This window comes from Frigoribacterium sp. PvP121, assembly GCF_017833115.1.
GTDB classification, from domain to species: Bacteria; Actinomycetota; Actinomycetes; order Actinomycetales; family Microbacteriaceae; genus Frigoribacterium; species Frigoribacterium endophyticum.
On the sequence record NZ_JAFIBR010000001.1, the window covers coordinates 1593163 to 1615689 of the forward strand.

The 22527-nt window shown below is 72.4% G+C and carries 21 protein-coding genes; 16 read left to right on the top strand and 5 right to left on the bottom strand.

The annotated features are described in order from the left end of the window. Positions 1-57: 57 nt before the first annotated feature. The 4 genes from nusG (at position 58) to JOE43_RS07505 (ending at position 3222) form a co-directional block, all read left to right on the top strand. Positions 58-1149, top strand: a complete 1092-nt coding sequence (gene nusG, locus JOE43_RS07490; protein WP_209516553.1) for a transcription termination/antitermination protein NusG — start codon at positions 58-60, stop codon at positions 1147-1149. A gap of 178 nt (positions 1150-1327) precedes the next feature. Next, on the top strand, positions 1328-1759 hold the full coding sequence (gene rplK, locus JOE43_RS07495; protein WP_056053026.1) for a 50S ribosomal protein L11: 432 nt from the start codon (positions 1328-1330) through the stop codon (positions 1757-1759). 100 nt (positions 1760-1859) lie between these two features. Next, on the top strand, positions 1860-2549 hold the full coding sequence (gene rplA / locus JOE43_RS07500; RefSeq protein WP_043592944.1) for a 50S ribosomal protein L1: 690 nt from the start codon (positions 1860-1862) through the stop codon (positions 2547-2549). 136 nt (positions 2550-2685) lie between these two features. Beyond that, a complete protein-coding gene (locus JOE43_RS07505) occupies positions 2686-3222 on the top strand; it encodes an N-acetyltransferase (protein WP_209516556.1) in 537 nt (178 codons plus the stop codon). Between the two features lie 32 nt (positions 3223-3254). Here JOE43_RS07505 and JOE43_RS07510 read toward each other — a convergent pair whose 3' ends face one another. From JOE43_RS07510 to JOE43_RS07520, 3 genes are all read right to left on the bottom strand, one after another. Continuing rightward, a complete protein-coding gene (locus JOE43_RS07510) occupies positions 3255-4220 on the bottom strand; it encodes an NADP-dependent oxidoreductase (protein WP_374072907.1) in 966 nt (321 codons plus the stop codon). 183 nt (positions 4221-4403) lie between these two features. Then, positions 4404-5108, bottom strand: a complete 705-nt coding sequence (locus JOE43_RS07515) for a YqaJ viral recombinase family protein (protein WP_235491144.1) — start codon at positions 5106-5108, stop codon at positions 4404-4406. Between the two features lie 88 nt (positions 5109-5196). Next, positions 5197-6387 (bottom strand): ROK family transcriptional regulator, encoded by a 1191-nt coding sequence (locus JOE43_RS07520; protein WP_209516559.1) that lies wholly within the window; start codon positions 6385-6387, stop codon positions 5197-5199. 174 nt (positions 6388-6561) lie between these two features. On the opposite strand from JOE43_RS07520, the gene JOE43_RS07525 reads away from it, so the two are divergent. The 12 genes from JOE43_RS07525 to rplL all read left to right on the top strand — a co-directional run bounded on the left by JOE43_RS07525 (position 6562) and on the right by rplL (position 18964). Beyond that, positions 6562-7299: a sugar phosphate isomerase/epimerase gene (locus JOE43_RS07525; protein ID WP_307803280.1), complete on the top strand. Its 738-nt coding sequence runs from the start codon at positions 6562-6564 to the stop codon at positions 7297-7299. Further along, positions 7296-8450 carry a Gfo/Idh/MocA family protein gene (locus tag JOE43_RS07530; RefSeq protein ID WP_209516566.1) on the top strand — a complete coding sequence of 385 codons (1155 nt, stop codon included), beginning with the start codon at positions 7296-7298 and terminating at the stop codon, positions 8448-8450. Before JOE43_RS07525 ends, JOE43_RS07530 begins: the two co-directional genes overlap by 4 nt. 172 nt (positions 8451-8622) lie before the next feature. Beyond that, positions 8623-9954 (top strand): extracellular solute-binding protein, encoded by a 1332-nt coding sequence (locus tag JOE43_RS07535; RefSeq protein WP_209516568.1) that lies wholly within the window; start codon positions 8623-8625, stop codon positions 9952-9954. A 77-nt stretch (positions 9955-10031) separates the two neighbouring features. Next, positions 10032-11030, top strand: a complete 999-nt coding sequence (locus JOE43_RS07540; protein ID WP_082514255.1) for a carbohydrate ABC transporter permease — start codon at positions 10032-10034, stop codon at positions 11028-11030. Continuing rightward, complete coding sequence (locus tag JOE43_RS07545) at positions 11023-11862, top strand: carbohydrate ABC transporter permease (protein WP_056053048.1); 840 nt, start codon at positions 11023-11025, stop codon at positions 11860-11862. Before JOE43_RS07540 ends, JOE43_RS07545 begins: the two co-directional genes overlap by 8 nt. Before the next feature lie 59 nt (positions 11863-11921). Then, positions 11922-13028: a Gfo/Idh/MocA family protein gene (locus JOE43_RS07550; protein WP_374073171.1), complete on the top strand. Its 1107-nt coding sequence runs from the start codon at positions 11922-11924 to the stop codon at positions 13026-13028. 197 nt (positions 13029-13225) lie between these two features. Next, positions 13226-14239 (top strand): sugar phosphate isomerase/epimerase, encoded by a 1014-nt coding sequence (locus tag JOE43_RS07555; RefSeq protein WP_209516571.1) that lies wholly within the window; start codon positions 13226-13228, stop codon positions 14237-14239. Positions 14240-14254: 15 nt separating this feature from the next. Continuing rightward, complete coding sequence (locus tag JOE43_RS07560) at positions 14255-15220, top strand: PD40 domain-containing protein (protein WP_209516575.1); 966 nt, start codon at positions 14255-14257, stop codon at positions 15218-15220. A 122-nt stretch (positions 15221-15342) separates the two neighbouring features. Next, entirely contained in the window at positions 15343-16101 is a 759-nt protein-coding gene (locus tag JOE43_RS07565) for a response regulator transcription factor (RefSeq protein WP_374073172.1), read from the top strand. Further along, on the top strand, positions 16098-17759 hold the full coding sequence (locus tag JOE43_RS07570) for a HAMP domain-containing sensor histidine kinase (RefSeq protein WP_307803282.1): 1662 nt from the start codon (positions 16098-16100) through the stop codon (positions 17757-17759). The genes JOE43_RS07565 and JOE43_RS07570 overlap by 4 nt, the downstream gene beginning before the upstream one ends. A 254-nt stretch (positions 17760-18013) precedes the next feature. Beyond that, complete coding sequence (rplJ, locus tag JOE43_RS07575) at positions 18014-18529, top strand: 50S ribosomal protein L10 (RefSeq protein ID WP_056053061.1); 516 nt, start codon at positions 18014-18016, stop codon at positions 18527-18529. 51 nt (positions 18530-18580) lie between these two features. Continuing rightward, complete coding sequence (gene rplL / locus JOE43_RS07580) at positions 18581-18964, top strand: 50S ribosomal protein L7/L12 (protein WP_056053063.1); 384 nt, start codon at positions 18581-18583, stop codon at positions 18962-18964. A 222-nt stretch (positions 18965-19186) separates the two neighbouring features. Here the strand turns inward: rplL and JOE43_RS07585 are convergent, their stop codons facing one another. Continuing rightward, positions 19187-20638: an APC family permease gene (locus JOE43_RS07585; protein WP_209516580.1), complete on the bottom strand. Its 1452-nt coding sequence runs from the start codon at positions 20636-20638 to the stop codon at positions 19187-19189. A gap of 91 nt (positions 20639-20729) precedes the next feature. Further along, complete coding sequence (locus tag JOE43_RS16170) at positions 20730-22328, bottom strand: LuxR C-terminal-related transcriptional regulator (RefSeq protein WP_209516583.1); 1599 nt, start codon at positions 22326-22328, stop codon at positions 20730-20732. Positions 22329-22527 lie beyond the last annotated feature (199 nt).

The following is a 22527-nucleotide window of genomic DNA, read 5'->3' on the forward strand; positions in this document are numbered from 1 at the left end:
CGCGCGGCCGCCGCGGCGGCCCGCCAGCCCGACACCCCACGAACGGAAGAAGAACCCTTGCCTGAGAACGAGCGCGACGACATCGACCTGGCCCCCGCCGCCGAGCAGTCCTCGGAGGTCGGCGAGACCCAGGAGGGCGACGTCCTCGACGTCGACACCGACGGCGACGCGGGCTCGGCGGAGGAGAGCGCGATCTCGATCGTCGACGAGGGCGACGAAGGCACCGACGACTCGGGCGACCTCGACGAGCTGCTCGACACCCTGGCCGAGGCGTCCGACCCCGAGGCCGACGCCGTCGTCGACGACGCGCTCGACATCGACGACGCCGCCGAGGCGGAGGCCGCCGTCGAGGCGACCGACGACGAGGCCGACACCGAGGCGGAGGAGCTGGCCGCCGAGGGCGACGCCAGCGGGGCGAACGCCGTCATCGCCGAGGCCGAGCAGTCCGTCCAGGACGCCGACGCCGAGGCCGCGTTCGACGACGTCGCCGTCGACGTCGAGTCGGAGGAGGTCGACGAGGAGGCCGAGGTCGACCCGTACGAGGCCTTCCGCTACGACCTGCGCGGCAAGCCCGGCAAGTGGTACGTCATCCACAGCTACGCGGGCTTCGAGCGCCGCGTGAAGCAGAACATCGAGAACCGCATGGTCTCCATGACCATGGAGGACTACATCTACCAGGTCGAGGTCCCGATGGAGGACGTCGTCGAGATCAAGAACGGGCAGCGCAAGCTGGTCACCCGTGTGCGGATCCCCGGCTACGTGCTCGTCCGCATGGACCTCAACGAGGACTCCTGGTCGGTCGTCCGCCACACCCCCGGCGTCACCGGCTTCGTGGGCAACGCCCACAACCCGACGCCCCTCCGCTTCGAGGAGGCCTTCAACATGCTGAAGAGCCTCGTCCAGGTCCAGGAGGCGGCCCCCGCCTCGAAGGGCGGCGCCAAGGGCGGCAAGCAGACCCAGCGCGTCATCCCCGCCGAGGTCGACTTCGAGATCGGCGAGACGATCACGATCAAGGAGGGCTCGTTCGCGGGCCTCCCCGGCACGATCAACGAGATCAAGCCCGAGAGCGGCAAGCTCACCGTGCTCGTCTCGCTCTTCGAGCGCGAGACCCCGGTCGAGCTCAGCTTCGACCAGGTCACGAAGCTCTAGCACCGCGTCGCCCGTCGGGGGTGTGATCCACGCCCTCGTCCAGTACGCTGTGTCGAGTGCCGGCCTCGTCCGCACCTCCCCCCAGTCTTGACACCTCACCGGAGTCCGTCCCCACGGGCCACCGGGAGAGCCAGCGGCAGCCGCCGTCGGCTCGAACCCCAGAAGAAGGAAAAGAACAATGGCACCGAAAAAGAAGGTCACGGGTCTGATCAAGCTTCAGATCAACGCCGGCGCCGCGAACCCCGCCCCGCCCATCGGCCCGGCCCTGGGTCAGCACGGCGTGAACATCATGGAGTTCTGCAAGGCCTACAACGCCGCGACCGAGTCGCAGCGTGGCAACGTCGTGCCGGTCGAGATCACGGTCTACGAAGACCGCTCGTTCACGTTCGTCCTGAAGACCCCGCCCGCCGCCGAGCTCATCAAGAAGGCCGCCGGCGTCGCCAAGGGCTCCTCGACCCCGCACACCGCCAAGGTCGGCACGCTGACCATGGAGCAGGTCCGCGAGATCGCCACGACGAAGCAGGCCGACCTGAACGCCAACGACATCGACGCCGCGGCGAAGATCATCGCCGGCACCGCCCGTTCCATGGGCATCACGGTCGACGCCTAAGCAGCACCCCTCCGTGCAGGCGACCCGCCTGCACGACCCAGACACCAGTGGGAGAGCCGGCCAGGCTCGCTACCACGTCCCCAGTACGAAGAGGTCCAACATGGCTCAGAAGTCCAAGGCGTACCGCGCCGCTGCCGAGAAGATCGAGGCAGGCAAGTTCTACAGCACCAGCGAGGCCGTCGCCGTCGCCCGCGAGACCGGCTCGAAGAAGTTCGACTCGACCGTCGAGGTCGCGCTCAAGCTCGGCGTCGACCCCCGCAAGGCCGACCAGATGGTGCGCGGCACCGTCATCCTCCCGCACGGCACGGGCAAGACCGCCCGCGTCATCGTCTTCGCGACGGGTGCCGCCGCTGAGGCCGCCATCGCGGCCGGTGCCGACGAGGTCGGCGGCGACGAGCTCATCGAGAAGGTCGCCGGCGGCTACACGTCGTTCGACTCGGCCGTCTCGACCCCTGAGCTCATGGGCAAGGTCGGCCGTCTCGGAAAGGTGCTCGGCCCCCGCGGCCTCATGCCCAACCCGAAGACCGGCACCGTGACCCCCAACGTCGCCCAGGCCGTCAACGACATCAAGGGCGGAAAGATCGAGTTCCGTGTCGACAAGCACAGCAACGTGCACTTCGTCATCGGCAAGGCCGGCTTCTCGGAAGAGCAGCTGAACACCAACCTCGACGCCGCCCTCGAAGAGGTCGTCCGTCTGAAGCCGTCCTCCTCCAAGGGCCGCTACATCACCAAGGGCACGCTGTCGACGACCTTCGGTCCCGGCATCCCCCTCGACATCAACGTCTTCTAGGTCTCACCGACCCGAAAGCGCGCAGTCGCCCGAAGGCCGTCCCACTCTCGAGTGGGGCGGCCTTCGTCGTGCCCGTCGTCACGTGCCGGGGCATCCCTGGTCAGGGCAGGAGGCGCGGGTGCGGCACCATGGGCAGATGACCGTCATCGTCCGCCCCGCCACGCCCGCCGACTCCGCCCTGCTCGCCGAGGTGGCGGCGGTGACCTTCCCCCTGGCCTGCCCGCCCGGCTCGTCGCTGACGGACATCGCGCGCATCGTGACGACGACCCTGTCGGAGGAGGCGTTCTCCCGGTACCTGGCCGACGAGTCGCGCATCGTCCTGCTCGCCGTCGATACGACGAAGTCCGGTGCTCTGGGCTACAGCATGCTGGTCACGGGCGATCCGGTGGACCCTGATGTCGCCGCCGCCGTGGCGTCCCGGCCGACGGTGGAGCTGAGCAAGTTCTACGTCATGCCCCAGGGGCACGGGACGGGTGCGGCCTCGACCCTGATGGCCGCGACCATCGACGCGGCCGGCGCGACGGGCGCCTCCTCGGTGTGGCTCGGCGTCAACCAGCAGAACGACCGCGCACTGCGCTTCTACGCCAAGCACGGCCTGGAGCGCGTCGGCACCCGCACCTTCGCCCTCGGCGACGACCCGCAGGCCGACTTCGTGCTCGAGCGTCGCCTCTAGGCTCCCGCGCATCGGCCCCGCCTGACGAGACGTCACTCGTCGGCGACGCGGAGGACGAGCTTGCCGCGCGTGTGGCAGCGCTCCAGCCGGGTGTGGGCGTCGGCCGCCTCGTCGAGGTCGTAGACGTCGTCGACGTAGACGCGCAGGTCGCCCGAGTCGAGCAGCCGGGCGATCACCGAGAGCGTGGCGGCGTCGGGGCTCACGGCGAAGCCGGTGGTCCGGACGCCGGCGGCCTCGGCCGCGACGGAGGCCCCGGCGTAGGAGGCGGTGGGCGCGTGCACGACGACGCCGCCGGGCCGCAGCACGCGCAGGCTGGCCTCGGCCACCGCGACGTCGTCCACGAGGGTGACCACGACGTCGACGTCGCGCACCGTCCGCTCGAGGTCGACGGCGTCGTAGTCGACGACCTCGGCGGCCCCGAGCTCGCGGAGCCAGCCCGCGTTGCGCTGCGAGCCGGTCGCGACGACGTGCGCCCCGAAGTAGGCGGCGATCTGGACGGCGAAGTGGCCCACGCCCCCGGCCCCCGCGTGCACGAGGATGCGCTGGCCCTCGTGGGCCTTGGCGACGTCGACCACCATGCCCCAGGCGGTGAGGGCGGCCAGCGGCACGCCCGCGGCCTCGACGTGCGAGAGCGTCGCGGGCTTCCGCGCGACGGACGACGACGGCACGCTGACGTACTCGGCGTAGCTGCCGCCCGCGCGGGGGAAGGGCGCCATGCCGTAGACGGCGTCGCCCACGTGGAGCGCGTGCGCCGCGTACGGCACCTCGACGACGACGCCGCTGAAGTCGTGCCCGAGCACGGCCGGGAACACCGGGACGCCCGCGCTGTCGCCCAGGCCGGCCCGCGCCTCCGCGTCCACCCGGTTGACCCCGGCGGCGAGCACCCGCACCAGCACCTCCGAGCCGACCCGCGTCGGCACGGGCACCTCCGCCGCGACGAGCTGCTCGGGCCCGCCCGTCCGCTCGATGACCATGGCCCGCATCGTCGTGTGCGTCATCGCACCCTCCCTGTCGTCGCGGAGCGCTCGGTGACGAGCAGGCTCCCTGCACGACCCATCAGACAGGGCGGATGGGTCGGTCGTGTTTCGGCCGCGTCACGGGGGCGGAAAACCTCGCCGCGGTCGAGGGGCACGGCAGCGGGGGACCGCAGCCGGTCAGCGCAACCGGTCAGCGCGAGCGGGTCAACGCAGCGGGTCGTAGGGCGGCGGCTCGTAGGCCCGCACGCCCGGGGCGAACGGGTCGACCGGAGCCTGGCGCGCCAGGGTGTCGAGCACGGTGTCGGCGAGGCCGACGAGGCGGTGGATCTCGTCGTCGTCTCGGTCGACCCACCGGCACATCGGCACGGCGTCGAGCGGCACGAAGTCCACGTGCTGCTCCCAGACGACGAGCGTGCGCTCGGCCCCGAGCACGTACTGCTGCCAGAACACCTGGCGGAGGTACGAGCGGGGGATGCTCGTCCACGCCTTCTTCGTCGTCTTGATCTCGCAGAGCTCCACCGCGCCGTCGGCCCGGACGGCCACGCCGTCGGGGGTGGCGAGGTGCCGCGGTCGGTCGGCGGCGTGGAAGAGCTTCGAGCTCGGCGCGATGCGGTGCTCCGCGAGCACCCAGCGCGCGATCTCGGGCTCGCGGGCCCGGCCGTGGTCGGTGTAGGCGTTGCCGCCGAAGCCGTTGCCGTAGAGCTTGTCGAGCACCACGGCCTGGACGGCCCGCGGGCTCGAGAGCCGCGCGACGTCGGTCGCGGTGATGCCGCGGCTCCGGGCCCGGAGCCACGCGATCCGGTCGCTCGAGTCGGCGAGCACGCGCTGCTCGTGGGCGGGCCGTGCCGGAGGCGCGGGCGGGGTCGGCTCGTCGTCCCACAGGGAGAGCATGGGCTGGACGATCGACATGCCTCCATGCTCTCACCGGAGAGGCGGCGGGCGCGACACCGCGCCTCCTCGTGTCTCGACGTCGTGCCGGGGAGACGGGGCGCCCGGCCTAGACGGCGGCGGCCAGCTCGTCGATGGCGGCGGGGGAGAGCGCGTGGTGGATGGCGAGCATGCTCGCCCCGATGATCGCGGCGCGGTCGCCGGCCCGCGACTGCACGATGCTCAGGTGCTCGGTGGCGAGGGGCATCGAGCGCGAGTAGACGACCTCGCGGACCCCGGCGATCAGGTGCTCGCCGGCCTGGGCCATCGAGCCTCCGATGGCGATCACCGACGGGTTGATCAGGTTGACGCACGCCGTCAGCACCTCGCCGAGGTCGCGGCCGGCCTGACGGACGGCCATGATCGCGTCGAGGTCGCCGGCGCGCACGAGGTCGATGACCTCCTTGCCGCCCGGCACGTCGCGGCCGCCGCGGCGCAGCGACGCGGCGATGGCGGGGCCGGAGGCGACGGCCTCCAGGCAGCCGACGTTGCCGCAGTGGCACGGGATGCCCGCGCCCCGGGGGATCTGCACGTGGCCGATGTCGCCGGCGATGCCCTGGGCGCCGCGCTGCAGGCGCCCGCTCGAGATGATGCCCGAGCCGATGCCCGTGGCGACCTTGACGAAGAGGAAGTGGTCGGTGCCGGCGAAGGCGTGGCTCCGCTCGCCGAGGGCCATGATGTTGACGTCGTTGTCGACGAGCACGGGCACGTCGAGGTGGCGCCGCACCCAGCCGGGCACGTCGAACCCGTCCCAGCCGGGCATGATCGGCGGGTTGACCGGGCGACCGGTGCTGAACTGCACGGGGCCGGGCAGGCCGATGCCGACGCCGATCAGGTCGGCGCGGCTGCGGCCGAGGTCGTCGAGGAGGGCGTCCGCCTCGGCGACCATGGTCGTGAGCACGGCCTCCGGCCCGTCGGCGATGGCGAGCTCGACGTGGCGGCTGAGCAGCACCTCGCCCATCAGGTCGGTGAGGGCGGTCGTGAGGTGGCCGGCGCCGAAGTCGGCGCCCAGCACGACGCGGGCCGACGGGATCATCGCGACGCGCGAGGGCGGGCGACCGCCGGTCGAGACGGCGTCGGCGAAGGGGCCGACGAGACCCAGGGCGCTCAGCGCGTCGAGGCGGAGCCCGATCGTCGACCGGGCGAGGCCGGTCATCGCCGCGAGCTCTGCCCGGGTGCGCGGCCTGCCGTCGCGCAGCAGCTGGAAGAGCTCGCTGGCTCCCGTGCTGCCGAGGGCGGACGGCCGCGTCGTGTCGGACATGAAGGCAGTAAAGCACAGGCCCCGACGACGCTCGAGACAAGGGTGGCGATGATTCGTCGACTTTTGCTTGCGCTCCGACAGAAGTGGTCCTATCGTCGGTCTCGATCAGCGGTGATCGACCCCCGTCGGGGGGTGGACCACCCGCATCCACCTACTCGAAGAGGAGTCTCCCAGGTGACATCACCGATCTCGGTCCAGCTCTACACGGTGAGGGACGCCATCGCGGCCGACCTGCCCGGCACCCTCCGCCGCCTCGCCGACATCGGCTTCACGCAGGTCGAGCCCTGGGGCTTCGTCGAGCGCGTCGACGAGTACGCCGAGGCGCTGCCGGCGGCCGGGCTCACCGCGCCGAGCGCCCACGCCAAGCTCGTCGGCCAGGACCTCGAGCCGATCTTCGCGGCGGCCGTGCGCCTGGGCGTCTCCACGGTCATCGACCCGCACGTCGACGAGACCCGCTGGATCACCCGCGAGGACGTCGAGTCGGTCGCGGCCGACCTGGGCCGCATCGCCGAGCAGGCCGCCGAGCACGGGCTCACGGTCGGCTACCACAACCACGCCTTCGAGCTGGAGAACACGATCGACGGCACGCCCGCCCTCGAGGTCCTCGCCGCGGCCCTGCCCCCGACCGTCGTGCTCGAGATCGACACCTACTGGGTCGAGGTCGGGGGCGTCGGCGCGGCCGAGCTCCTCGCCCGCCTCGGCGACCAGGTCCAGTTCCTCCACGTCAAGGACGGCCCCCTGACGAAGGACGACTCCGAGCAGGTCGCCGTCGGCCGCGGCAGCATGCCCGTCCGCGACATCCTGCGCGCGGCGCCCCAGGCCCTCGCCGTCGTCGAGCTCGACGACCACGCGGGCGACGTCTTCACCGCCCTCGCCGACAGCTTCGAGTACCTCCAGGGAGTCCGCGCATGACCGACACCACCACGGCCGACCGGGCCACCGCCTCCTCGTCCGGAGCCCCGCGCACGGGGCCGGTCGGCGTCGGCGTCGTCGGCGCCGGCGTGATCAGCGACCAGTACCTCGGCAACCTCACGCAGTTCCCCGACCTCCGGGTGCTGTTCATCGCCGACATCGACGAGGCGCGCGCCGCGGCCCAGGCCGAGAAGTGGGGCGTGCCCGGCAGCGGCTCGGTCGCCGAGCTGCTCGCCCACGACGACGTCGAGATCGTCGTCAACCTGACCATCCCGGCCGCCCACGTCGAGGTCGCCCTCGCCGCCGTCGCCGCCGGCAAGCACGTCTGGGGCGAGAAGCCCTACGCGCTCGACCGCGAGAGCGGGCAGCGACTGCTCGCGGCCGCGCAGGAGGCGGGGGTCCGGGTGGCCGTCGCGCCCGACACCTTCCTCGGCGCCGGCCTGCAGACGGCGCTCCGCGTCGTGCGCCAGGGCGACATCGGCGCCCCGCTGACCGGCCTCGCGCTCTTCCAGGTGCCCGGCCCCGAGTCGTGGCACCCGAGCCCGGAGTTCCTCTTCGCGCACGGCGCCGGCCCGATGTTCGACGTCGGCCCGTACTACCTCACGACCCTCGTGCAGGTCTTCGGCCCCGTGGCCAAGGTCACCGCGACGGCGTCGAAGGCCCGCGAGACCCGCGTGATCGGCTCCGGCCCCAAGGCGGGGACGGAGTTCCCGGTGGAGGTGCCGACGCACGTCAGCGCGCTGCTCCAGTTCGAGAGCGGCGCCAGCGCGCAGGCGGTCTTCAGCTTCGACTCGAAGCTCGCCCGTGCCGGCTTCGTCGAGATCGCCGGCACGGAGGGCACCGCGGTGTTCCCCGACCCGAACATGTTCGACGGCGACACGCTGGTGCACACGGGCGGCGACGAGCCGACCGTCGTGCCGGCGTCGGGGTCGACCTTCACCCGGGGCACCGGCGTCGCCGAGCTCGCCCAGGCGATCCGCGGCGGCCGCCGGGAGCGGGTGCCCGGCGAGCTCGCGTTCCACGTGCTCGACGTCATGGTCTCGCTCGCCGAGTCGGCGGAGCGCGACGAGAGCGTCGTCGTGGCGTCGTCGCTCGACCCGACGCCCGAGCTGCCCGAGGACTGGGACCCGTCGGTCGCCACCCTCAGCTAGTCGTCGACGGGCCGGCGTCGACGACGAGGCCGGCCCGCCGCGGGGGCACCCGCCCCCACCCCTCACCAGCCCACCACCGAGACAGCACCACCGCAGCACAGCACCACCCCGAACACAGCACTTCCCCCACTCGATGAAGAGACCTCTCGAAGAAGAGACACCAGGAGAAGACATGAACACGAAGAAGTTCCGCTGGGTCGCCGCCCTCGCCGTCGGCGTCGTGGCAGCCGGATCGATGACCGCCTGCTCCGCCGACGGCGGCAGCGACGGCGGCGACGAGACCATCACCTACTGGGCCAGCAACCAGGCACCCACCGTCGAGCGCGACGCCGAGGTGCTTCAGGAGTCGATCGACCGGTACACGGAGGAGACCGGGGTGAAGGTCGACCTCGAGGTCATCCCGTGGTCCGACCTCTACAACCGCATCCTCACCGCCGTCTCGAGCGGCGAGGGCCCCGACGTGCTCAACATCGGCAACACCTGGGCGGTGTCGCTGCAGTCCAGCGGCGCGTTCGTGCCGTGGGAGGGCGACGCCCTCGAGGCCATCGGCGGCCAGGACCGCTTCGTGCAGTCCAGCTTCGCGACCGGCGGCGCCGAGGGCCAGGCCCCGACCTCCGTGCCGCTCTACGGCCTGGCGTACTCGCTGTACTACAACACGGCGATGTTCGAGGCCGCCGGCATCACCGAGCCGCCCGCCACGTGGGAGGAGTTCGTCGAGGACGCCAAGAAGCTGACGATCGACACCGACGGCGACGGGCAGATCGACCAGTGGGGCGTCACGATGGCGGGCTCGAGCATCTCGAACAACGCCCACCAGGCGTTCGTCCGCGGCCTGCAGAACGGCGGCGAGCTGTACAACGAGGACGGCGAGCCCGACTTCGGCAACGACGGCGTCGTCGCGGGCGTCAAGGAGTGGGTGGACCTGATGGCCGTCGACAAGGTCGTCTCGCCCTCCGACGCGGAGAGCGTCAACGGCTCCGACATGGCGGCGACCTTCGCCGACGGCCAGGCCGCGATGTTCTTCGACCAGGCCCCGACCGACAACCTCAAGAGCCGTGACTTCACCGACTACGCGGCCGCTCCGGTGCCGATGGAGTCCGCCGACGCCACCGGCCTCGAGGGCACGCAGAGCCACGTCGCCGGCATCAACATCAGCGTCTTCGAGAACAGCGACGACAAGGACGCCGCGATCGACTTCGTGAAGCACCTGACGAGCGACGACGAGCAGAAGTACCTCAACGAGTCGTTCGGCGCGCTGCCCGTCGTCACGGCGGCGTACGACGACCCGGCGTTCCAGTCGGAGGCCATCAAGCTGAAGCAGGTCACGCTCGCCGACCACGCCCAGCCGATGCCGCTCTACCCCTCTGAAGGACAGATGGAGACCCTCGTCGGCACGGCGATCAAGGACCTCCTCGCGTCTGCAGCCCAGGGCCAGTCGGTCAGCGAGGACGACGTCAAGTCGGCCCTCGAGGACGCGGCCAGCCAGATGAGCTCGGGTCAGTAGCCCGTCCCACCGCCGCGCGCCGGGGCGGCCGGTCACCACGACCGGCCGCCCCGGCACCCGCACCCGAGAGGACCCTCATGACCGTCAACCTGCTGCCGCCCGCCCCCGCCGAGGAGGCGACCCCGCCCGACCGCCACCAGGCGGCGCCCCTCCAGCCCGCCCAGAAGCGCAAGGCGCACCGCTCGCCGCTCGCGTACTTCCTGGTCGCGCCCGCCGCCCTCGCCGAGCTGCTCGTCCACATCATCCCGATGGTGCTGGGCGTCTGGATCGCGTTCATCACGCTCAACCAGCTCAGCATCGCCAACTGGGTCAACGCACCCTTCGTCGGCCTCCGCAACTTCGTCACGGCCCTCGACCCCAGCTCGCCCATCGCGGGCCAGCTCTACGGGGCCCTCGGCCGCACCCTGCTCTTCACCGTCATCGTCGTCGCCATCGCCTGGAGCATGGGCATGCTGGGAGCGGTGCTGCTCACCAGCTCGTTCAAGGGCCGCGGGATCCTCCGCACGCTCTTCCTCGTGCCCTACGCCCTGCCGTCCTACGTCGGGACGATCGCGTGGGCCTTCATGTTCAACCAGCGCGACGGAGCCATCAACCGCTTCCTGGTCGACGACCTGGGCATCCTCCAGGACCGCCCGTTCTGGCTGCTCGGCGGCAACTCGTTCTGGGCGATCGTGATCGTCACGGCCTGGCAGTTCTGGCCGTTCGCCTTCCTCATGCTCCTCGCCGCGCTGCAGAACATCCCGGGCGACGTCTACGAGGCCGCGAGCCTCGACGGCGCGAGCCTCTGGAAGCAGTTCACGCAGATCACGCTGCCCATGGTGAAGCCGGCCAACGCCGTGCTGCTGCTCATCATGAGCCTCTGGATCTTCAACCAGTTCAACGTGCCCTACGTGCTGTTCGGCCCGGCGTCGCCGGAGCAGGCGACGCTCATCTCGCCGCTGATCTACCAGCAGAGCTTCAACAACTGGAACTTCGGCCTCGGCGGAGCCATGAGCGTGATGCTCCTGATCGTCCTGCTGATCGCGTCGGCGTTCTACATCCGCATGGTTCTCCCGAAGGGACAGCACGATGATTGAGACCCGTGGCTTCAAGATCTTCCGGTTCTTCGGGCTGGCCTTCCTGTCGCTCGTCGTGGTCGTGCCGCTCTACGTGGTGCTGACGACGTCGATCAAGCCGCTCGCCGACGTCCAGGGGCTCTTCACCTGGATCCCCACGCGGGTGACGCTCGAGCCGTACGTGCAGATCTGGCAGACCGTGCCGCTCGCGTCGTACTTCAAGAACAGCCTCATCGTCACCGTCTCGGCGACGGTGCTCTCGGTGGCCATGGCGGTGCTGGCGGCCTACTCGCTGGCCCGCCTGCGCTTCCGCGGGCAGCGGAGCTTCAGCCTCGTGGTGCTGTCGACCCAGATGTTCCCCGGCATCCTGTTCCTGCTGCCGCTCTTCCTCATCTTCGTGCAGATCCAGCGCACGGTCGGGGTCCAGCTGACCGGCAGCTACCTCGGGCTGATCATCACCTACATGACGTTCAGCCTGCCGTTCTCGATCTGGATGCTGACGGGCTACTTCGCCTCGATCCCGAAGGAGCTCGAGGAGGCGTCGATGATCGACGGGACGGGCCGCCTCGGCGCGCTCTTCCGCGTCATCATCCCCGTCGCGAAGCCCGGCATCATCGCCGTCGCGGTCTACGCCTTCATCACGGCGTGGGGCGAGGTGCTCTTCGCGTCGGTGCTGACCAGCAAGGACACGCGCACCCTGTCGATCGGCCTCCGCGCGTACGCGTCGCAGCAGGACGTCTACTGGAACCAGCTGATGGCCGCGTCGGTGGTCGTCTCGCTGCCCGTGCTGATCGGCTTCATGCTCGTGCAGAAGCACCTGATCACGGGGCTCTCCTCGGGCGCGGTCAAGTGACCCGCCCGGGAGGCGCCGCCCCGGTCGTCACGGCGGGGGCGGCCGGCCCCGCCCCCGCCGTGGAGGCCGGAGGCGCCTCCCGGCCCGGGCGCGTCCGCGTCGGCATCGTGGGCGGCGGCTTCATGGCCCGCGTGCACGCGGCCGCCGCCCGCACCGCCGGCGCCGAGGTCGTCGCCCTCGCGTCGTCGACCCCGGAGAGCGCCGCCCGCGCGGCGGCCTCGCTCCGCGTCGCCCGGGCGCACGCGTCGGTCGCCGACCTGGTCGACGACCCCGCCGTCGACGTCGTGCACGTCTGCTCGCCGAACGCCAGCCACGCGCCGGTCGCGCTCGCCGCGCTCCGGGCCGGCAAGCACGTCGTCTGCGAGAAGCCCCTGGCGACGACGAGCCAGGAGGGGGAGGCGCTGGTCGCCGCCGCCTCCGCCGCGGGCCGCGTCGCCGCGGTGCCCTTCGTCTACCGCTACCACCCGATGGTCCGGGAGGCGCGGGCCCGGATCGCCCGGGGAGACACCGGCCGGGTGCTCAGCGTCCGCGGGAGCTACCTGCAGGACTGGCTGCTCGAGAGCGACGACGTCGACTGGCGCGTCGACTCCGCGGCCGGCGGCCCGTCGCGGGCCTTCGCCGACATCGGCAGCCACCTCGTCGACCTCCTGGAGTTCGTGCTCGGCGACGCCGGGCGCCTCGTGCGCCTGTCGTCGACCACCACGACGGTGCACCGCGAACGCGGCGGCCGGCCCGTCGACACCGAGGACGAGGCCGCCGTCGTCTTCGAGACCGTCGGCGGAGCCATCGGCACCCTCTTCGTGTCGCAGGTCGCGCCGGGGCGCAAGAACCGCCTCCTCCTCGACGTCGCGGGCACGGTCGAGAGCCTCGAGTTCTCGCAGGAGGAGCCCGAGACGCTGTGGGTGGGGCGGCGACGCGGCACCGAGGTGTTCGCTCGCGACGCGGCGGCCCTGTCGCCCGACGCCGCGCGCCTGTCGATCGTGCCGGCGGGTCACCCGCTCGGCTACGTGGACGCCTTCGCGGCGTTCGTCGCCGACGTCTACGACGCGGTCGACGGCGGCACGCCCGAGGGGCTGCCGACCTTCGACGACGGCCTCCGGGCGATCCGCGTCACCGAGGGCGTCCTGGCCGCAGCGGCCGGGCGTCGCTGGGTCGACGTGCCCTGACGGGGCCGCGCCCCCTGCCATGCTGGCGGGGACGCCCGCTCGGCACCCGCGCCTCCGCCCGCCCCGCCGGCCCGCACCGGCAGCACCAGCGCCGCCGCCGCACCGCCCGCACCGCCGCACCGCCCGCACCGCCGCACCGCCCGCACCACGGCACCGCCCGCACCACCGCACCGCCCGCCCCGCCCGGAGAGGACCCCATGAGCGAGAGCTCCCGCCCCGTCACCCTGTTCACCGGCCAGTGGGCCGACCTGCCCCTCGAGGAGGTCGCGGCGCTCGCCGCGGGCTGGGGCTACGACGGCCTCGAGATCGCGGCCTCGGGCGACCACCTCGACCTCGAGCGGGCCGACCAGGACGACGCGTACCTCCGGTCGCGCCTCGACGTGCTCGACCGCCACGGCCTGCGCGTCTGGGCGATCTCGAACCACCTGACGGGCCAGGCGGTCTGCGACGACCCGATCGACTTCCGCCACCAGGCGATCCTGCGGCCGTCGACCTGGGGCGACGGCGACCCCGAGGGCGTGCGGCAGCGCGCCGCGGAGGACATGAAGCGGGCGGCCCGCGTCGCCCGCAAGATGGGCGTCGACACCGTCGTCGGCTTCACCGGGTCGGCGATCTGGCCGTACGTCGCGATGTTCCCGCCCGTGCCCGCCAGCGTCATCGACGCCGGCTACGAGGACTTCGCCACGCGCTGGAACCCCATCCTCGACGTGTTCGACGCCGAGGGGGTGCGGTTCGCGCACGAGGTGCACCCGAGCGAGATCGCCTACGACCACTGGACGAGCGTGCGCACGCTCGAGGCCATCGAGCACCGCGAGGCGTTCGGCTTCAACTGGGACCCGTCGCACATGCTCTGGCAGGGCGTCGACGTCGTCGGCTTCATCACCGACTTCGCGTCGCGGATCTACCACGTCGACTGCAAGGACACGCGCCTGCGCCCCGCGACGGGCCGCTCGGGCGTGCTCGGCTCGCACCTGCCGTGGGGCGACCCGCGCCGCGGCTGGGACTTCGTGTCGACCGGGCACGGCGACGTGCACTGGGAGGACGCCTTCCGCGCCCTCGACGCCGTCGGCTACGACGGCCCCATCTCGATCGAGTGGGAGGACGCCGGCATGGACCGCCTGCACGGCGCCCCGGAGGCCCTGGCCCACGTGCGCTCGCTGCTCTGGCCCCGGCCCACCGCCTCCTTCGACGCCGCGTTCTCGAACCAGTAGCAGGGAGACCGACCCGTGCCCCGCCTCCTCCTCCCCGGCCAGACCAGCCGCCTCCTCGTCGTCGACGCCGTCACCGGCGAGGCCGAGGTCGCCTTCCGCAGCGACCGCGTGCTCGTCGAGGCCCCGAACTGGAGCCCCGACGGCCGCTGGCTCGTCGTCAACGGCGACGGCCTGCTCTGGCGCCTGCCGGCCACCGCCCGCGACGCCGACGAGACCGACCTCGTGCCCGTGCCGCTCGGCGACGTGCCCGAGATCAACAACGACCACGTGATCGCGCCCGACCAGCGCACGGTCGTGGTGAGCGCCCGCGACGGGCACCTCTACGAGGTGCCGTGGGACGGGGCGGAGCCGGGCGGGAGGGCCCGACGAGTGACTCGCGACCACCCTCCTCGCAGGAACCACAAGAACTACCTGCACGGCGTCTCGCCCGACGGCACGCAGCTGAGCGTGGTCGTCGGCGCCCTGCCGACGCCCGTCGACGACCCGGACGGCGAGGAGGCGCGGGCCGACTGGCGGACGGACGTCGCCCTGGTCTCCGTGGCCGACGGCAGCGCGACCGCCGTCACCGCCGACGAGCACCCCGACGACGGCCCCGAGTTCTCGCCCGACGGCCGGTGGCTGTGGTGGAACTCCGAGCGTGCCTCCCACGGGGTCGCGGGGCACGCCCAGCTCTTCCGGGCCGCGCTCGACGGCGGCGACCTCGTGCAGGTGACCGACGACGAGCGGGTGAACTGGTTCCCGCACGTGTCGCCCGACGGCCGCACGCTGCTCTGGCTGGCGTACGAGCCGGGCACGACCGGGCACCCGGCCGACCGCGACGTCGAGCTGCGGACGATGCCGCTCGGCGACGACGGGCTGCCGGTGCCGGGTGCCGGGCCCCGCACCCTGCGGGCGCTGCAGGGCGGCCAGGGCACGGTCAACGTGCCGTGCTGGGCGCCCGACTCGCGCCGCTTCGCCTGCGCGGACTACCCCCGGGGCTGAGCGGCGGCCGACGACCGTCCGCGGCGCGACGGTGCGAGCCCGGTGTGCCGCCGATGAAGGCCCTGTGAGCGGTGCACGGCTCACGCATGGCGCCACCACAGGCCCCTCATAGGAATCCCTCGATACTGGGGAGGGTGACCACATCGACCCCCGCCCCCGCAGCCGCCCCGAGACTCACCCGGGCCGACGGATCGCCCCTCCGCGTCCTCGTCGTCGACGACGAGGCCAGCCTCACCGACCTGCTCTCGATGGCGCTCCGCTACGAGGGGTACGACGTGAAGGCGGCCGCCGACGGGCAGGGCGCCCTCGCCCTCGCCCGTGAGTTCCAGCCCGACGCCATCGTGCTCGACTGGATGCTGCCCGACATCGACGGCATCCAGGTGCTCGGTCGGCTCCGGCAGGGCGGCGACGACACCCCCATCCTCTTCCTCACGGCGAAGGACAGCGTCGAGGACCGCGTCTCGGGCCTCACCGCGGGCGGCGACGACTACGTCACGAAGCCCTTCTCCCTCGAGGAGGTCGTCGCCCGGCTGCGCGGCCTGATCCGCCGCAGCGCCTCCGCGATCAGCGAGCACGGCGACTCGCGGATCGTGGTGGGCGACCTCGTCCTCGACGAGGAGAGCTACGAGGTGTCGCGCGCCGGCCGCGAGATCGAGCTGACCGCCACCGAGTTCGAGCTGCTGCGCTTCCTCATGCGGAACCCTCGTCGCGTGCTGAGCAAGGCCCAGATCCTCGACCGGGTCTGGAGCTACGACTTCGGCGGCAAGTCGAGCGTCGTCGAGATCTACATCTCGTACCTGCGCAAGAAGATCGACGCGGGCGAGGAGCCCATGATCCACACCGTGCGCGGCGTCGGCTACGTGATCAAGCCCACGTCGTGAGCGACGCGCTGCCCGCCCGGGTCGGCGGGCGGCTGAGGGGGGCCCTCGGCCGGGTCCCCGCCCCCGGGGCCCCGCTGACGCTCCGCAACCGGCTGATCCTCAGCATCGTCGCGCTCGTCGTGCTGCTCACGGTCGTGATCGGGGCGGTGAGCGTGGTGGCGCTGCGCGGGTCGCTGATGAACCAGCTCGACGCCGACCTGTCGCAGGCCGTGCAGCGCGCGGTCGCCGGGTCGGGGCCGGGCACGGGCGGCCGCCCGACGGTCTCGCCCGACTACGAGGACCTCAGCGGGCCCCGTCAGGCTCCCGGCACCTTCACCGCCCTCCTCCAGGGCGACAGCGTCGTGCAGGTGCACATCGACGACGACGGCCAGGTCACGACGCAGACGAGCACCTCCGACGACACGGCGGTGCAGCGGGTGGCGCAGTCGGCCGTGCCGGTCACCGCCGACCTCGGCGGCGACCTCGGCAGCTACCGCCTGCAGGCCGTGCCCGTGCAGATCCGGACGAGCTCCGCCTCCGTCAGCACGGTCGTCGCGGCGACGCTGGTGGTGGGCCTGCCGACCGACACCGTGTCGCGCACGGTCACCAGCCTCGTCACGATCATCGCCCTGGTCACCCTCGTCGGGCTCGCCCTCGCGGTCGTGATCGCCTACGGCGTCGTCCGCTACGCCCTCCGCCCGCTCGAGCGGATGACCGACACGGCGCTCCGGGTCGCCGAGCTGCCGCTCGACCGCGGCGAGGTCGCCCTCGCCGAGCGCGTCGCCGAGCCCGACGCCGACGTCCGCACCGAGGTCGGCCGCGTCGGTGCGGCCTTCAACCGCATGCTCGGCCACGTGGCCGGAGCGCTGGAGGCGCGTCAGCAGAGCGAGAACAAGGTGCGGCAGTTCGTCGCCGACGCCTCGCACGAGCTCCGCACCCCGCTCGCGTCGGTGCGGGGCTACGCCGAGCTCACCCGGCGCATGGGCACCGACCTGCCGCCGGACGTCGTCTACGCGATGGGCCGGATCGAGTCGGAGGCCGTCCGCATGACGTCGCTCGTCGAGGACCTCCTCCTGCTCGCACGCCTCGACGAGGGCCGCGACCTGGTGGTCGGCGACGTCGACCTGACCCGCGTCGTGCTCGACGCCGTCAACGACGCCCACGTGGCCAGCGACTCGCACCCCGTCGACCTCGACCTGCCCGACCGGCCGGTCGTCGTGCCGGGCGACGCCATGCGCCTCCACCAGATCGTCGCCAACCTGCTGACCAACGCCCGCACCCACACCCCCGACGGCACGAGGGTCCACGTCGCGCTCGGCGTCGACCCGTCGGGCCGGGACGCGCTCGTCACGGTCGCCGACGAGGGCCCCGGCATCGAGCCGAGCGTGCTGCCCGTGCTGTTCGAGCGCTTCGCCCGCGCCGACAGCTCTCGGTCGCGCACGGCCGGGTCGACCGGCCTCGGCCTCGCCATCGTCGAAGCGGTCGTGCACGCCCACGGGGGGCACGTCTCGGTCGAGAGCAGCCCGGCGGGCGCCGTCTTCACGGTGCGCCTGCCGCTCGAGGGGCCGACGGCGCCCGACGCGGCGGCGACGGCGGCGACGTCGCGGACGGCGGGGCCGACGACCACGGCCGCGCAGGGGCAGGGGCAGGGCGAGGAGGCCCGACTTGCGCGAGCGTGAGTCGTACGTCTACTCTGTACCCAGCCCAAGACCGCCGGTTGTCATCGCCTGCGCTCAGCCTCGCTGAGACAGACGGAGACCGAAGGTTCTCGAGAGAGAGCGACCAGCGCAGGTGTGTGAAGTCGTTCCTCTTCTCGAAGAGACTCAGCTCCGTGCGCCCGCGCCGGAGCTTTTTTCTTTGCCCCGGCACCGATCTCGGTGTCGTGGGCCTCGAGGTCCCGGGGGCTGCCGGCACACCCACGTTTAGGAGAGCCATGGCGAACAAGGAAGCATCGGTCGCCGAGCTCACGGAGAACTTCCGTGACTCGACCGCCGTCCTGCTCACCGAGTACCGCGGTCTCACTGTTGCTGAGCTCAAGGAGCTCCGCAAGTCCATCAGTGCAGACGCGACGTACGCCGTGGTGAAGAACACGCTCAGCAAGATCGCGGCCAACAACGCCGGAATCAGCTCGTTCGACGACGAACTCGTCGGGCCTTCTGCGATCGCCTTCGTGCACGGTGACCCTGTCACCGTCGCGAAGAGCCTGCGTGACTTCGCCAAGGCACACCCCGCTCTGATCGTGAAGAACGGTTACTTCGACGGTAACCCTCTCTCGGCAGACGAGGTCAACAAGCTCGCCGATCTCGAGTCGCGGGAGGTGCTGCTGGGCAAGCTGGCCGGCGCCTTCAAGGCTTCGCTCTTCGGTGCTGCTTACCTGTTCCAGGCTCCGCTCTCTCAGGCCGTCCGCACGGTCGAGGCGCTGCGCGCGAAGCAGGACGCCGACAGCTAACAGCTGTCGTCGCAACCACCACCACTTCAAGAACACAACAAGGAGAACACCATGGCGAAGCTCACGCAGGACGAACTGATCGAGGCCTTCAAGGAGCTCACGCTCATCGAGCTCAGCGAGTTCGTGAAGAAGTTCGAAGAGGTCTTCGAGGTCACCGCTGCGGCCCCCGTCGCCGCCGCCGGTGCCGCCGGCCCCGCCGCCGCTGCCGAAGAGGTCGAGGAGAAGGACTCCTTCGACGTCGTCCTCGACTCGGTCGGCGACAAGAAGATCCAGGTCATCAAGGAGGTCCGCGCGCTCACGAGCCTCGGCCTCGGCGAGGCCAAGGCCGTCGTCGACGGTGCGCCCAGCACCGTCCTCGAGGGCGCCAACAAGGAGACCGCCGAGAAGGCGAAGGCTCAGCTCGAGGCTGCCGGCGCCACCGTCACCCTCAAGTAGTCGGCGGGGCCCACGGCCCCACCGCTCCTGCACCACAGCAGAAGGCGTCGCCCCTCGGGGCGGCGCCTTCCGCCGTTCCCGGGCGACTGCGACAGCACCCGGGGCCGTCTCGCGGGCCGGGCAGCCGGGAGGCCCCGCGCAGCCGGGAGGCCCGAGCAGCCGGGAGGCCCCGCGCAGCCGGGAGGCCCCGCGCAGCCGGGAGGCCCCGCGCAGCCGGGAGGGCTAGGAGGCGCGGCCCACGACGGAGTGCCGACGCCCGTACCCGAGGTACACCGCGGTGCCCACGACCATCCAGAGCGCGAAGGCGACCCAGGTGACCCAGCCGAGCGTCACCATGAGCAGCACGCACGCGGCGAACCCGAGCACCGGCACGACCGGGTAGAGCGGCACGCGGAACGTCCGGTCGAGCTCGGGCCGGTTGCGCCGCAGCCAGACGACCGACACGTTGACGAGCGCGAACGCGAAGAGCGTGCCGATGCTCGTGGCGTCGGCCAGCGCGCCGAGCGGCACGAGGGCCGCCGTGACCGCGACCGCCCCGCCGACGATCAGCGTGCCCGCCACGGGCGTGCGCGTGCGCGGCGAGACGCGGCCCAGCACGCGCGGCACGAGGCCGTCGCGGGCCATCGCCACGAAGATGCGGGTCTGGCCGTAGAGCACGGTGAGCACGACGCTGGCGATGGCGGCCACGGCCGTCACGGCGAACAGGAAGGCCACCCACGGCTGGCCCGTGATGTCGGCCACGATCGTCACGAGGGTCGCCTCGCCGTCGGTGAACTCCGTCCACGGCCGCGCGCCGATCGCCGCGACCGCCACGAGCACGTAGAGCACGGTGATGATCACGATCGAGGCGATGATGGCCCGGGGCAGGTCGCGCCGGGCGTCACGGGCCTCCTCGCCCGCCGTCGAGGCCGCGTCGAAGCCGATGTAGGAGAAGAACAGGCGGGAGGCGGCGGCCGAGACCCCCGCCGCGCCCATCGGGGCGAGGGGCTCGAAGTTGCCCGAGCGGAACGCCGAGAAGGCCACGACCACGAAGAAGACCAGCAGCCCGACCTTGACGACGACGAGGACGGTGTTGACCCAGGCCCCCTCGCGGGCGCCGGGCAGCAGCACGACGGTGGCGAGCAGCACGAGCACGGCCGCGGGCAGGTTGAGCAGGCCGCCGGCCCCGGGCGGGTCGGCGAGGGCGGCCGGCAGGGCGAGGCCGACCACGTCGAGCGCCTCGTTCACGTACTGGCCCGCTCCGACGGCCACCGCGGCGACCGACACCGCGTACTCGAGCACGAGGCACCAGCCGCAGACCCAGGCCAGGCCCTCGCCGAGCGTCGCGTAGGCGTAGCTGTAGCTCGACCCGGAGACGGGCACGCTGCCGGCCATCTCGGCGTACGAGAGGGCGGAGAGCAGCGCCGCGACGCCGGCGAGCACGAAGGCCATCCAGACGGCGGGGCCGGCCAGGGGCACGGCGGTGCCGAGCACCACGAGGATCCCCGTGCCGAGCGTCGCGCCGATGCTGATCGCGGTCAGGTGCCAGACGCCGAGGGTGCGTCGGAGCGCCGGCTGGCCCGAGGCCTCCTGGTCGTCGGCGAACGACTCCAGGGGCTTCCGGCGGCGCAGCTGGACGCCCAGCGAGGGGCGGACGGAGGGCGCGGGGGAGGCGGGGGCGACGTCGTCAGGCACCCGCGAGAGGTTACCGCACGGCCGGCCCGCGACTCCCGCGCCCGGTCACGGCCCAGCCGGTCCCGCTCGGGCCGACCCGCCCCTCCGGCCGTCAGTCCGCCTCGACGTCCAGCCCGAGCTGCCGCACCCGCGCCATCGCCTCCCGGCGTGACGTGGCCTGCAGCTTGCGGTAGATGCTCCGCACGTGGCTCTTCACCGTGTTGACGGAGATGTAGAGCTGGTTGCCGATCTGGCCGAGGGTCTGGCCGGTGGCCAGGTGCCGGACGATCACGAGCTCCCGGTCGCTGAGCGGCTCGGCCAGCTCGTCGACGGCGTCGCCGGTCGCGCCGCGCAGGCGGTCGAGGGCCCCCTGGATCACGTCGGGCTGGTCGCGCTGCGCCGCCCGCGACGCGAGGTGGTCGAGGGTCTGGGCGGGCAGGGTGGCGAACGGCCAGAGCGAGCCCATCCGCGCGACGGAGAGCAGGGCGCGGTCGAAGGCGATGTCGGCACGGCCGCCGTCGCCGGTCAGGGCGTGCGCCGCCGCGGCGATCGCGTGCACGTGGCCCATCGTCCGCTCGGTGTGCAGGTCGCCGAGGGCCAGGCAGCCCTCGAGGGCGTCGAGCGCCGCCTCGGGCTCGCCGGCCTGGAGGTGCACGAGGGCGAGCACGCGGCTCGGGCAGAGCACGTGGCGGTCGCTCGGCGCGAGCGGGGCGGCGAGGCGGCGGGCCTCCTGCGGCTGGCCGAGGGCGCGCATCGTCTCGGCGCGCAGGGCGGCCACGGACGACGGCACGACGGGGTGGCCCGTGAAGCCCTGGGTCAGGCGGGTGATCCGCCCGAGGTGGTCGAGCAGCTCGATGTACCGCTGCTCGACGAGGCAGACGTGGGCCTCGGCGAGCCAGCCGAGCGCCTCCCAGTCGCTGCCGCGCGACGACTCGCGCACGGCGGCGACGATCTGCTCGACCTCCGCGAGCGGCCGGTCGCGCTCGAGGGCCACGTGCAGCCGGGTGATCTGGGCGAGCGCGCCGAACGAGCTCACGAGGAGGTCGGTGCCGAGCGCGAGCTGCTCGGCGTGGGCGACGTGCTCGTCGGCGACGGCGAAGTCGCCGAGCAGCATCGCGACGTAGGCGAGGGCCGAGAGGCACTCGACGCGCTCGGCGGTGCTCAGGTGCTCCTCGCCGAGGCCGGCGGCGAGGCCCAGGGCGAACTGGGCCTGGTCGTACTCGCCGTAGTGGACCCGGATGAGGCCGAGCTGGAGGCTGAACGAGGCGCTGAGGCCGATGCGCGCGCTGATCGCCTGCGCGAGGTCGGTCTCGATCATCGTGCGGGCGATCTCGAGGTGCTCGTGCGCGACGACGAAGTTGCCGAGGGTGCGCAGCGTGGCCGCGAGGTGGACGTGGTAGCCGGCGCGGACGTCGAGGCCGAGGGTCGGGTCGGCGTCGATGGCCTTGGCCACCCCGCGGAACCACGGCAGCGCGGCGCTGGCCGAACGCGAGCCGACAGAGCGGTGGCTGGCCGCGAGGGCGAGCAGGATGCGGGGCCGGGAGCGCCACTCCTCCTCGGGGAAGGAGCGCACGGCCTCGCGGAGGCGCGCGCCCTGCACGGGCGCGATGCGGCTCCAGCCGTCCTCGATGGCGTCGAGTGACGCCCGGTGGTCGGTGAGCTGGAGCTCAGCGCTCGGGGGTGCGACGGACGTGTCGTCAGGCGTGTTCACGGGTCCTACCTCTGCCACATCGGGTAGTTCTCCGTCGGGTACGGAGAATGCGGCCACGGGGTGCGGTGAACCACCCCGGCGCCTATCCTAAACTGAGTGTTCTTCCTGGTCACTGCGAAAACGTCGGCCGACCCGAACTGGGGTGGGCAGAAAGGTCGTTCGGCGGCGCGGCGAGTCCCCGGGAGGCGGTGGTCCGGCG